The sequence below is a fragment of the Alteromonas sp. AWJ4_199 genome (assembly GCF_056159165.1).
This window is the reverse complement of sequence record NZ_JBSWUR010000001.1, coordinates 3,251,409-3,264,268: the sequence shown is the minus strand read 5'-3', so window position 1 is coordinate 3,264,268 and position 12,860 is coordinate 3,251,409. Positions and strand designations below refer to the sequence as shown.

General features: G+C 38.0%; 13 protein-coding genes. 9 read left to right on the top strand and 4 right to left on the bottom strand.

Annotated elements, in window-relative coordinates:
* The first annotated feature begins 3 nt into the window (after positions 1–3).
* The 9 genes from ACXAER_RS14275 to ACXAER_RS14235 all read left to right on the top strand — a co-directional run bounded on the left by ACXAER_RS14275 (position 4) and on the right by ACXAER_RS14235 (position 7,955).
* Positions 4–675, top strand: coding sequence for an AsnC family protein (locus ACXAER_RS14275; RefSeq protein ID WP_474830248.1), 672 nt, complete (start codon positions 4–6; stop codon positions 673–675).
* A 212-nt stretch (positions 676–887) separates the two neighbouring features.
* Entirely contained in the window at positions 888–1,838 is a 951-nt protein-coding gene (locus ACXAER_RS14270; protein WP_474830246.1) for a hypothetical protein, read from the top strand.
* A 401-nt stretch (positions 1,839–2,239) separates the two neighbouring features.
* Positions 2,240–2,956 (top strand): YHYH domain-containing protein, encoded by a 717-nt coding sequence (locus ACXAER_RS14265; RefSeq protein ID WP_474830244.1) that lies wholly within the window; start codon positions 2,240–2,242, stop codon positions 2,954–2,956.
* A 237-nt stretch (positions 2,957–3,193) separates the two neighbouring features.
* Entirely contained in the window at positions 3,194–3,985 is a 792-nt protein-coding gene (locus tag ACXAER_RS14260) for a S1 family peptidase (protein ID WP_474830242.1), read from the top strand.
* 296 nt (positions 3,986–4,281) lie between these two features.
* Positions 4,282–4,611, top strand: a complete 330-nt coding sequence (locus ACXAER_RS14255; RefSeq protein WP_474830240.1) for a hypothetical protein — start codon at positions 4,282–4,284, stop codon at positions 4,609–4,611.
* A gap of 84 nt (positions 4,612–4,695) precedes the next feature.
* Positions 4,696–5,538: a hypothetical protein gene (locus ACXAER_RS14250; protein ID WP_474830239.1), complete on the top strand. Its 843-nt coding sequence runs from the start codon at positions 4,696–4,698 to the stop codon at positions 5,536–5,538.
* A gap of 287 nt (positions 5,539–5,825) precedes the next feature.
* Positions 5,826–6,593, top strand: coding sequence for a hypothetical protein (locus tag ACXAER_RS14245; protein ID WP_474830237.1), 768 nt, complete (start codon positions 5,826–5,828; stop codon positions 6,591–6,593).
* Between the two features lie 463 nt (positions 6,594–7,056).
* Positions 7,057–7,323: a hypothetical protein gene (locus tag ACXAER_RS14240; protein WP_474830235.1), complete on the top strand. Its 267-nt coding sequence runs from the start codon at positions 7,057–7,059 to the stop codon at positions 7,321–7,323.
* Positions 7,320–7,955 (top strand): methyl-accepting chemotaxis protein, encoded by a 636-nt coding sequence (locus ACXAER_RS14235; RefSeq protein WP_474830233.1) that lies wholly within the window; start codon positions 7,320–7,322, stop codon positions 7,953–7,955. Before ACXAER_RS14240 ends, ACXAER_RS14235 begins: the two co-directional genes overlap by 4 nt.
* 337 nt (positions 7,956–8,292) lie before the next feature.
* Here the strand turns inward: ACXAER_RS14235 and ACXAER_RS14230 are convergent, their stop codons facing one another.
* The 4 genes from ACXAER_RS14230 to ACXAER_RS14215 all read right to left on the bottom strand — a co-directional run bounded on the left by ACXAER_RS14230 (position 8,293) and on the right by ACXAER_RS14215 (position 12,799).
* Entirely contained in the window at positions 8,293–9,732 is a 1,440-nt protein-coding gene (locus ACXAER_RS14230; protein ID WP_474830231.1) for an alkaline phosphatase D family protein, read from the bottom strand.
* 296 nt (positions 9,733–10,028) lie between these two features.
* Positions 10,029–10,769 carry a hypothetical protein gene (locus ACXAER_RS14225; RefSeq protein ID WP_474830229.1) on the bottom strand — a complete coding sequence of 247 codons (741 nt, stop codon included), beginning with the start codon at positions 10,767–10,769 and terminating at the stop codon, positions 10,029–10,031.
* Positions 10,770–10,882: 113 nt separating this feature from the next.
* Positions 10,883–11,851: a hypothetical protein gene (locus ACXAER_RS14220; protein ID WP_474830227.1), complete on the bottom strand. Its 969-nt coding sequence runs from the start codon at positions 11,849–11,851 to the stop codon at positions 10,883–10,885.
* A gap of 99 nt (positions 11,852–11,950) precedes the next feature.
* Complete coding sequence (locus ACXAER_RS14215) at positions 11,951–12,799, bottom strand: hypothetical protein (RefSeq protein WP_474830225.1); 849 nt, start codon at positions 12,797–12,799, stop codon at positions 11,951–11,953.
* Positions 12,800–12,860: the final 61 nt, after the last annotated feature.

The following is a 12,860-nucleotide window of genomic DNA, read 5'->3' as shown; positions in this document are numbered from 1 at the left end:
GTCATGGAGCAGGAACTTTTAAAAAAGCCCAAATCAATTGAGGAAGCAGTCAGTCTTGTTGCTGTATCGAACTCTTTTAAGAAAAAGTCGAACCGACTTATTAAAGATGTTCTCAAGGACCATATAAACGAAGGCTCCACCGAATATAAGCAGATAACCGAAGACGCTATCAGTGAGGTCTCGACAAAAATGTTAGAGAAGGCCGCTACCCTGCCCGTCGAATCTCCATGGTTTACAGATGGTCTCGCAACCTTTGGTACACCAAATTGTTTGATAACCCCTTACATGTATAAAGGCGTCGCCAACTATGCTCGCACCCGCTCAAAACGTTGGTCTGATGTTTCAGATAAAGGTGAAGGTGGGGCAAGAGCTAGGGAAGTTTTTCCTAATGGATATGGTGATAGTGAAAACGAGTACGACTTTGAGAATTGGTTAGTTGGTAAGGCAACTCACTTGAGAGATGAAACTGATTTATCTGATACGGATGACCAAATAATCGCAATTTTGCAGGCAGCTGCTCTTCCTCAAGACATCATTACTATCGTGATGATGAGATGCAGCAATGCGAATTATGAAGATATCGGGCAAGAATTAGGCCTGTCAAAAGATGCTGTAAGAATGAAAATGAACAGAGCTAAAAAACTAATCTCTGAGTCTGTTGATTTGAACAGTTAGGATAACTTTGACCGCTAGCTATAAAAGCAAACACATATCCGAAGTTGAAGTTAGCGTATTTATGCACGATTCCCTACTTAGTTGAAGTAACTGAGTCGAGCGCAAAAATTCTTGTTTATTTACAAAGGTCTTACCAACTAAAACAATCAATTTCGAGTTTAATACTAACGATATTTAATTTTAAATACTATCGACATGAACAAGGAGGCCACATGTTTAATTTCCCTCGAATAGCTCTAGTGATAACCGCAACTGTCATAATTGCAGGATGTAACATAACACCGCAACCGACAAAAAAGTCAGAGGCTAATTACTACAATGGTTCATACAATGAAAAGCACTCTGCTGCGCTGAACCTCATGGAAGCTGCAAGGTTGAACGGCGCGAAAGACGTTAAACTAAAAGACGGTGACGCGCTAATAGATTTGGCAGGCAATAATGCTTCCTATGGTTTCATGAATTCGATGTTAACCGGGGGCAGTCTCTTAACTGCGGGATTATCGGGATTGGCAGGAGGTCTACTGACCCCTGATTCAGATGCACAATATAATCAGGTTATCGGGCTGATTGACATCACTGACGTAACACCTGCTACTGACATTGATGCATATGGAAAAAAGCAGCTTTTAAATAAGCTCGGCGATACTCTGTTATCTATTATTGACAGACCAGATGCAAGCTACTCGTCAAAACTATGGTGGGGTATTTCCGACCTTGAAAAAGGTCTATTTAACGATAACGGAAAATATGCTTTCGTTAGCACCGATGAAACCACTAAAGAACAATGTTTTTCAATGAGAGTTGAAAACCTCAAAGATCTTCAAGCCTACGGTCAAGAAGTGGATATAGCAAAAGCAATGGAATGGCAAGACACTCGTCATAATGGCTCATGTGCTTTTGCTCTTTGGGGTCTAAAAATCGAAGGGGTCGTAACGACGGAAAAGCTTCCTTGGTTAACTAAAGGTAGGGAGTACCTTGTCGTCACCGCAAGCTTTGGAAGTAATATTTCTTACAACTTAATTGCTTCAAAACCTATCCCTTCAGAACATCTTTATCTCTATTACACTACTAATGGAGCAAACATAGGAAAAGCAAAGGACACTGCATACCCCTATATTCAAAGTCCACAAGGAAAAGCAATGTACTTTATAAAACCGCTTTAAAATCAGAGTACCTGCACTCGTAAAGCCCTCTTAAATCGAAGAGGGCTATTTATGCAAGCTTTACCCTTGGCGCTGAAAAAGTCTAAGCAGAGCGTTCTCGAAAAAAGCTTAAACTTGACCGCAATTTAAGAGTAAATGTCTGAACCGACACAAGGGCGAGCCTATGAACGAAGCTCGACGTACGACAGACTCAAGTCGATGAGTTACAGTTACGCAAGCTCACTGGAGACTATTTGAAATAGTCTATAACTGTCGATAGTTACTCGCTTTTGTACCAGTAACTAAATATTTTTAATTTACAATGGTTTTCTCCTCTTTGTTGCCAAAGGCAATTCACATATTATCTGACTTCATGGGCTAGTTTTTTTCAAGCAAAGCTAAAAGGGACTTCATTACAAAATATGCTTAAAACTATTATCAGATCTATAGTAATACTATTCTGTTTAACTCCTAATGCTGCTCAAAGTCATAGTGGAGGAACGAATGCAAACGGATGTCACTATGATCGTAAAGCTGGCGAATATCATTGCCATGAAGAGCGAGAGGAAGGTGCTTACTATCGACAAATGGAAGGACTTCGAGAACATAACCTTAATAAGTCGCTAAAATTTTTGGTTATGCTTATTCCTTTCGGTCTTCTTGTAGGGCCCATTTGGTATATTGTTTACTTAGCTGTAAAGAAAGAAGATGATAAAACGAAGAGGCTTATAAAAAGACACAAGACAAATTTAAGCTCAGAGTCTCACCTAAGACCAGAACCCCCCTCCGTCAAAAATGATGAATACATAGGTAATATCGGATTTACTACAGGCGTGGATTCGATGTGCTACGCCTGTGGGAAAGATCACAGCCTGCTTAGCTACAGTAATTGCAAAGTATGTAAAAAGCCCAAGTGCAGAAAATGCGCAAGTTGTAGCGACACTTGCAAAAAAAAGCAAATGAAGAAAGATGAAATGCAAGAGCAGCTCCGGCAGGAAAAACTGCAAGCAAACCGAGAGACTAAAAAGTGGGAAAAGCACCTTCAAGATAATCCTTCAGATTGTATATGTGGTGGTTCAAAGCGACTTTTTAACGTCAATGTTAATAAATATGTCGTTTGTAATTACTGTAAAGTTTAGTTTTTACAAGCTGCTAAATTTAAAAGATTTACTGTAAACCACTCGGTCTGGTCGCGGTCCAACCTGACACTTTCAGCGATAGAGCGAACTAAGCGGGACAGTCCCTTGTGTACGTGAAGCGGACGTTAAATACCCTTTCCATGAACAAATATTAGATGGTTTTTCAGGCAAAACAGGTGTTAGTATGGAGTCTTTGTAAGCAGCTTTTAGTTAGCCCTAAATCTACATGGATGTAATATGAAAGTTTTGGTTTTCTTTTTCGCTGTTTTCATTGCAACTAGTAGTAATGCTGTGGTGAAACGGCACGATATCCCTTCCCGTAATTATGTCTTAGAAAAAGTACCCGAATACTTAATTGATCTACCTCATGAGGGCCATGGGGTATTGATAAAACCTCAATGGGTTGTGACAGTCGCTCATACCATTTTTTATGATTACATAGGTAAAAAATTACGCGTTGGCGATAAAGTCTTTGAAATAGAAGAGGTTTACATACACCCACTTTATATTGAACCAGATGAGGTTCTCTTTAAAGGTGATGCAGCTCCCTTAATGAAGTTTCTAGAATCTAGAAGTGATATTGCTTTAATAAAACTATCTTCCCCTGTTACAACGAGAGAACCAATTGATATCTACCCAAACATTGATCAAGCGGGTAAAGAGATCACAGTATTTGGTCGTGGAGCAACGGGTAACGGAGAAATTGGTGAAAACCTCGAAACTAAATCATTGCGAGAATTAAACCATTTTAGAAACATTATTGAATCTTCAAAAGGAAACTGGCTCACGTATAAATTTAATAAGCCACCTGACGCATTGCCCCTTGAAGGAATACACGGTTCTGGTGATAGTGGCGGAGCTTCAGTAATAATTGAAAACGGTAAGGCTTATTTGGTTGGTTTATCGAGTTGGCAAGTTTGGCGTGGGGATCTTGCTAATTTTAAAGGCGGTTTATATGGTACTACTGCTTATCAAGTTAGGGTGTCAAGTTACCGAGGCTGGATTGAAAGTGTATCGGGCAACTCGTGAGCTAGTCCAAAAAATGCTAGTCGTTCAGTTTCTATTTCTTTTTACCTATTTTAACCAAGCATTGATATGCCCATAGGTAAAGCATGAACGGTGGCTTTTTGTCTATTGTTACCTATAGATGCTTTCTGTCAGGCAACTCTGTGCCAGAGGCTGTCGTTACAAACATTTGTAACGGCAGAAGTGTACGTAAAGCGGACCTCTAATACTCTTCTTCTGAAAATCCAGAAAATGAGTTTTCAGTCTAAACGGGTGATACTATAAAGTCTAAGTAATAAGCTGTTAGGTGCAAAGGAAGTATGACTGAAGCTGACAAGGAGATTTTAGATATACTCAAGGAGTTGTTTCGCAATAAAAAAAACGAAATTGTTGATCCCGACGAATTGCTCAGAGAGACTATTGTTAAGTGGTCTATATACTTGGCTGTTTTAGCATTACTTATTTTCTTACCTATCAAAGTTTTCGGAAGCGCTGAGCAGTCAACAGCCAGTAGCATGTTATCAGGTCTTGTTGGCGTAGCGTTTACACTTTTATTTATTCATTTAAATATAAAATCTAAAAACCCAAGCATAATCCTGTACATACTCACGTGGCTATCGTTGATGTTAAGTTTGTGGTTAGCTGGTTAAATTCACCTGAAAAGTTACTCAAAATGCCGAAAACGTTTGGTATGTGAGCCTTCGTCGCTAATTTTAGTCGAGCAGTCGTACCCCATGGATAATGCGGAGGACACTATTAAAGGAAAAATTGAGTTTGATATGAAAAAAGAATTAAGAATTTTTACGGAGTCTACCTTACTCGCAGCAATCCCTGCATTAGGCTACTGGGTAGCATTCGTACATGAACTTGGATATTTTAGTTATTTTGAAATTCCAGCTACCTTCATAGAAGTAGCATTAAACTCTATTCTGCTTAACTCACTCTCAGTAGTTTCTGGACTGGGAGGGTTCCTTATCATCACAGACTTTCTTCGCCGAGCAATGTCTGGTGTTACGGAGGCTTTGAAGTTCACACTCTACAAACTACTTTTTGCCTATTTCTTTGTTTACGGGTTTGGACTCGTTTTCAATCGCTCTAATAAAGAAATACAAATTCTTCTTTTGATTTTTGCGTTACCGATAATATGTAGAGAAATTCTTTGGCCTATGTGGAAATATAGGCACCTCAAAGGACTTGGGAATAAAGTGGCTGCGGCAAAAGCCAAAGATTTCGAATTTGACTCTGCACTAGATAAAGTTTCACAAAAGATAGGAGCTGCTCCAATACTGGCATTAGTATTTGTCTACTTGCTATCTGTGTTTTCATATTTAGCTGGTGGCTACAGTGCTAACAAACAAACCAGTTTTTTCATAAGTGATGAGAAGCCCAACTATGTATTAATTAGGACGTATAATGAGAACTGGTTAGCTGTAAAAATTGATAAAGATAACGGCATAGTTCTGAACACTTACGAATTAGTTCCTTTAGAAAGCATAAAAAAGTTTTCAAATAGTAATATTGGCCGTTTGGAGGCTTTTAAAGAAAATGCCGATAACGTCGAAAGCAGTGGAGCTTAACAAAAGATTACAAGGCGTGTGCTCGCACAAACTAAGACTCTAATACTTGGGCGACTCACCAGTTTGCCCACGCGTTTTTGACTTCTAAACGGAAATCAGTGAACGTCAGCTGAATGTCTCAAGGTGTCGTTAGCAACTAGGGGCTGAAGCGTACATGAAGAGGACATTTCGTATTCTTTCCCATGTAAAGACAGAATGTAGTTTTTCATGGGAAACTGATGTTACCATTAAGTCTCAGTAATCAGCTGTTAGGCATTCTCTTCGGAAGAGGGAAGTTAGAATATATAATGGAATCAATAACAAAGTGGTTTGAAGAGAATAAGAAAAAGTCTGTTGCCGGGGTGATTGCTATCGTCACAATTGTTTTTCTCCCATTCATAAAAGATGTTATTTCTTTCGAGTATGCAAAATACAGAAATAGTCATGGCAATGAGACGGTCGAGAACTCTAAACGCACTTCAAGCGAAACGAATAATCTAATTACAGAGATAGATGTTAGCAACGATATAGAACCCATATTAGATTCAATAAATCAGTATTCTAAAATGTGGGAAAAAAGCTATCGAGACTTGAGTGACGAATACAAAAATAGTCTCAAAGAACAAAATCAAGAGCGTACAACCTTTGCCTATCTTGAGGGTAATAGTCCCGAAAATAATTACGGTGTATTTCTTGAGTCCTATTACGGTATAAACAATAGGGCAAAAATGGGTAATCTAGTTGTTGATTCTCTTATAGATCGTGAAATTAGATGGGCTTTGCGAATAGAAAAAATATATGTCCTTAATGATCCTAAGGCGATTTATGTTTTATTTAGCCCCATCGAATCAGTATGTGAAAAGAATTCATGCCCAAAAGACTTTGACGATAGATTGGTCATTCAGTTATGTGATTGCGAAGCAACAAGGAGCTTTCTACAAGACACTCGAGAAGGTGATTTTGTATATTTGGAAGGGGTGGGTCGTCTTTGGGAGTCCGAAGGTAATGACATACAATATCGTCATCGTTTTTCCCCTAGAATTACACAATATAGATATAGGCCACATCAATCTTGAACCAATAGAACAGATGGCTATTAAATGCAGTCTCAACGGCCTATCGACCTCGATTCTCTATATTCGTGTGTGCTGCGGGGGGACGTCCGCTTGTCTGAAGGTGCCCCTGAAATGTACGTGAAGCAGTCGTTGGCTCATAGCAACTTTAATAGTTGCTATGAGTGTTAAAAAGACAGTCAGCAACAACTACTTTCATTATTGGGTCAACGAGTTAAAGGACAGTCAATCTATTTGGAACGAATGATAATTATGTGTCTTTTATGATATTGTTTAGTGTGCGCTCGATTCGGTATTTTCGGTAGATTACTTGCACTCTGGCGATCGCAACAGCAATGTTCAATGCAGTAAATTTTATGTGTTATACATCATACTTATATTATCGTAAACCAATTTATTGAAACCAGTCTAAATATTGTACATTATTAAGCAGTGTCTAATCTTTAAGCTTAAAAGGAGTTAAGTTGTGAGTGACTCTGTTACTAGTAAATTTAAAATCCTCTTTTTTGAATCTATTTTTTTGGGAATTATAGTTGGGTTTATACCTGAATTTTTTTACTCCGGCTTCAAGGACGCATTATTAACATGTCCCTACGACGGAATGGTTGATGTAAAAGATAGCCTCTGCATAACAATTTCAATAGAGGGATACCTTCAAATGATGTTCTCAATGGTTGTTGCTGTGTTGGCATCGATAGCAGCGTTAGTTGGAGCGTTTGGGAAATATAAATGATTGGCATTAAAATAATTCTAGTAATAGCTACCGTTGTTTTATTTTTAGTTTTCATTTATTACGCAAAGCGTCATTATTTAGAACTAGCGCGTTTTTTTTCTTCGTCCAATGAAAACGAAGATTCAAGCGAGCGTAATCAGAGCATAGAGGAAAGTGATAGTACAAAAGGTTCTGGTTCCAGTGAGATGCCTTTAGATTCGATTTTTGCCGACTATCAAAAGCTTGAAAAAAGGATTGTTGAGAATGAAGTTTTGGTCTCAGAATTAGATTCCTTAACTGATTCATTATCCGACAATATGGAGCAGTTAAGCGATGTGTTTAATGCGATTTCTGTCATAGCTGACCAAACCAATCTGCTCGCATTAAATGCAGCAATTGAAGCAGCAAGGGCTGGAGAATCTGGTAGAGCTTTTGCAATCGTAGCGGATCAAGTTCGCAGTTTGTCCCTGAAAACCGCGACCTCAATTGAAAGTACAAAGCTAATTTATGAATCTGAACGTGCTCGTCATAAACAGATAATCAATTCAGTTAACAAGCTATCGCAAGTAGGAAAAAAGCTTTCAGAGGAAAGGAAACGCCTTCATAACGATATTAGAAAACGTACTATAGCCAACAAAATGGGGCAATTTTAGGTCGATGTTTTCTGATTACTGACTGTCCGCTTGCTGCTATCTCGATTCGTTAAAAGTAAAGCTTGCTAACGACCGCGTTTGGTACAAATCGGTGGTCTAAAAGTTAACGCCTTAACGTCGGCTCTTTGTCTAATTCAGACTTTCAAGCTAATTAACTTTTTAATACTTTCATGCGAGTACTATATACCAATCGATCTCTTCCCAGCGTCGTGTTCAGGTATTGAAGTGCCTCTATTTTTTTGCACTGCATTTTTTAAGCAAATTAGCCAACACCTACCTCAAAACGAAAGTTAACTGTAAATATACAGTAGGCCTAATAACTTTCAAAACCATTTGTTTATAGTGGCAAATCTACTCTTATCACTCTTTTTTCGTCGTGATTATGTACAGTAAATTGAAAGCTATTATCTTCAATAAGCACATGTCCAATGCCATTTCCTTCAAAGAAATCTTTGGAAGTGTCAGATAATGGTTTGGTTATCCCATAGTTAGAGGGGGCCCCATAAATATAATCCCAGTTCACATCTTCTTTCCCCCAACGTATCTTGTTTATAATGAAGCCTGTTGGCCAGAATAAAGATCCTGAAACTAACTGGTAAACTTTGTATTTTAGGCCATCGACGGTTAACTGAGTTGCATAATGTGAATGTATGTCGCCTGACAAAAAGACTACATTTTCAATTTTTTTGTTTACAATATATTTTAAGATACGTGCTCGTTGCTTGTATCCTTTCATCCAATTATCCGCTTTTTTAGGCTTTTTGGCTGTATCTCCTAAAAAGGTAACAGAAGTGGCAATAAGCTTAACTTTCGTTGCTGTGTCACTGAGAAACTCCAATAATTTATCTTCTTGCTCTCTGGACATCATTTTTTTCTTCGTTCTTTCTTTGCGAGTATCTGTCAGAAATAACCCAACCTCGTCTGTAATTTTTACGCTTTCGTAGTGTCTTGCTGGGGTTTGATGATTATTTTGTCCTTTTACAAACCTTACGTTCGCCTGTGTTTCATCTCTCTCGGTAGTAAATATTGGCCCATGTGACAATTGATATGAATAAATGGCCCCAATTCCATTGATTAGTCGTTCCTTGTTTCTTGAGAACCAAGGAATTCCCGCGTCTTCATATTCTTTAGCGCCATCCGTAAAACTGTTTTCAATTTCATGGTCATCAATGATCATGTAGTTTGAAAACTGTCTAATAACTCCCTTCACATACTCATTGTTATAAAAAGCTTCATAGCGCTGTGCAAAATCTTGCTTAGAGGTATTACTAGGTGTCAACCACATGTACTCATCGTTATAAATTTGATCGCCCAGCCAGAGCATGAAATCAATTGGCTTATTGCTATTTTGTGTGATGACGTTTTTTAACGTTTTGCCCCACCGCCCGTCATCACAGTTACGCAGGCATGAGCCAAAACAAAAGGCGACTGGTTGGTTTGACGCAGTCGAACGGCTAGTAAAGCAATTGACCTCTATTGAATTCCAATCAGCTTCGTTAGGCATGCTCGCTTCATTTTCATCTGACACTATTGCCATTTGATAGTCATACTTTGTGCTTGCTTCTAACTCTGTAAGCTCGATAACACCTGTATAATAAAAAGTGCGGTTAAACCGAAACGTTTTAGTAACTTCCCATGTATCATTACTCGATTTCTTAATTCGGACACGACCAATGTTAGATTTGTCTTTTGAAGTTGGCTTGCATCCTGCCATCAGACGTAAAGATGTAGAAGTGAGGTGTCCTACGATTGGACCAATAATTGGAGCTTCTAACATAAACATATTCCCTGTTTTCTTTTTATCTTAGTAAGTATTGTATATTTTTAAAGCAATTTTTTTATTATTAAGGAATTTTTTCAGTCTTGCTTTCAATGGGTACTAATTTTACCGAGATGTTTCTGATTAATTATGTATCTGATTTATGGTCGTTCGTTCTGTTTCTACAGAGGCAGAGGGGAGAAGAGATGGTGAACGATAAGCATGTAAGTAAAACCGAAGTTAGCAATCCGACGAAACAAATATTGCGTGGAGCGTAAACTGCTTGATATAAACCAATCTGGTATGAATCATCATTACTCTCCAATAGCGTCATCTTTCTTGCTATCAAGTATTTCCAGCCAGTAAGAAAATGCAAAGTTAATCGCAATACCACCCAATACTCCTTTAACTGGACTGCCCCAATTATCCAACTCTGCCGGTATCAATACGGTCAGATTTACTAAGTACACAAGCATTACAGCAAATGTAATCAAATATAACCTTAGTGGGCCCATCCCATCTGGAGTGCACATCGCTTTTACAATCCACTGACATCTAAATGTAAGTAGTGCCAAGGCTCCTATTACAAAAGCCCATGGAATGAAAAAATGTGCTTTTGTTGATTTAACTAATACAAAATATTCATAAAGAGGGGTTGCAGGAGAATTTGCTCCAGCAAACCCAAAAACTAATGAGGCTATGAGAAATGGAAGTATACCTCTAAGAAGCGCAAATCCGGATTCGGTTAACCAGAACCAAAAATACCGAAAAATACTGGTAGTACTGTTTTTAGGGGTTGGGAAGTTTGGGTAAGAAAAATAGCCAACCATTAGAGTAAGTGCGAAATATACAATCCAACTGTTTATTTCAATCTGACCGAAGATCATGAGAATACCGGGGATGCTACAGATAAAGACTCTTATGAAAAATGATTCTTGCTCTGTGCTGGTGACTTTTATAATTTGGCCCTTTTCATTTTCTTGAAACCCGCTTAAATCTATGAATCCTATCATCCCCCATATGAATATGATGCTGAGAATGATATTCCATACCACGATTAAAAGCCCCTTTACCTATTCTGTTTCTATATCACCTTGAATCGACCAGACTCAACTGAACAGGGTTACTATTCAAAACCCCAACAAAGCTACTTCTAACTATTTGACTGTTACGTTTTTTTATTTCCGTAAAAGCTGTACCACCCGTACTTTTTATTTTTTACTTCATCTAGTTCAATATTTTTTAAATCTTCTTCGGTCCACTCTCGCTCTTCACTCTTTCTCCAAATCCATTTACGCGGAAAAGCAGCTTTTGATATTTGATACAAGGTAGGGACATTTGGGAACTCTACAACTTTTTCTCTATCGCATACTGGCTCACAAATTACTATTTGAGATGGGTCTATAACTTCAGTTTTGTGGTCTCTTTCATACATAAATTTCGAAGAATTTTTTTGTAATTCCCAGTAATAAGCTGTCGCTATAGGCAGACCAATTTTATATCTATTCGTGTGTTTACGAGGGTGCTCTACTGATGGGCTATTCTTAGCTTTTTTTCTTAATCCTAAAGGCGAACGCTTATAGTCTACCTTCAGATAATCGATATAGGACAACAAAATGTCTGAAGCTCTTCGTCTATAAACAGGAACAGATACAATCGCATCTGTTTCCTCAGAAGGGTAATGATTTGTTATCTCGAAAGAATGTGTATGAGTGACTTTTTGGGAATCTGATATTTCTTGTCTTGTCGCGTATGACTTCTTTAACCTTGAACTAACTTTTCCTTTAATAGATGCTCCGATTTTTAATAGCTTGGGTAGCTCTAGGTTTTTAACTAGGTAAAAGGCAACCTCATCTAGTAATTCACTCTCTAATAAATGATTCTCAATCGATCTCAAGGACTGAATTTGTTCCATGGATGTCGTTTCAGATTCTACATGCTGAGCACTCATTCCTTTGGTAGATTGATAGAGACCGATCCAATCCCCGATTTTGTGTTTTTCATTCAACAACCGTTCGTTGATTTGGAAATGAAATCGAACAATAAAGAACGACGTGCCTTTTCGATCAAGCTTTTCCCATGACCGTTCGTTAGTCAATGCTAATGAAATAGGTATTGATATTGATTCTTTTCTCATTTTTTTATCCATTAAAAAGGGTGGCTAGATTCTACTGGCGATTTTTGACTACTGCCGTGAATTCCTTCGCAATCCTATACCCTAATTTCTAGTGTTTTTTTATGAGGTAATTTTAAATTCTATCTCAGCTAATCCACCAGCTTTTGCGGAAACAACATCTTCAGCGAAATGCTCACTCTCGTCACCAGTTGTCCAAATAAGTTTTGCGTGAACGTGGTTATTTTTAATTTGTACATTTGGAAAAACTAACACTTTACTTGGAGTTCGAGAGTATTCGATATGACCTAGGATAATTAATATTTCACCTTTAATTACGGAATGATTCTCAATGGATACCTTAACAACACAAGTATCTTTGGTATCCTGTGGCTTAGCCTTCTTTTTAGCCTCTTTCTCGGCTTCTTTTTTAGTTTCGTCGAGAATCTCTTTTAAAGAGTCCATCGCGCTTGATAGATCTTTACCCCATTCTTTTGTTTCTTCTTTTTGAAGTTTAAATAGCTTAACAATTTGGCGTTCATAAAATTCACATGCAGATATGAAAGCTTCAAAGTTCATCCCCGCTTCAGTGAAGCTAACTTCAAGGCGTTTCCGATTGAGAAGAGTAAGTTGGCGAAGCTCATCAATCTCCAGCTTAGCAATAGTAAAACGCTTCCAATTACTAGAAATAATATATAGTTTATCCATCACTATTAAGCTTCCTGTTGCTGCAATAAAGAATAATGAACCATTTGCAGAATTTCCGAAAAGCTCTTTCACTAAGGCATATTCTTTTGTTGAGAATGTGAGCCAGATAGCTGCGACGGTCAAAGAAAAGGCTATCAGCCTAGTGACACTAGATAAAAACCTGAATATAACCGCTTGTTTAACGTAGTAATTGCGAGCAGAATCCATAGTTTCTAAGATATCGCTATGGATTGCATTCAAAATCGAAAGTAGACCGCTTCGCATAAACATTTTTTCCTTTTAATGTTCAAGACAAACTACGTCTTTTAAAATCCCTCAGAAAAAC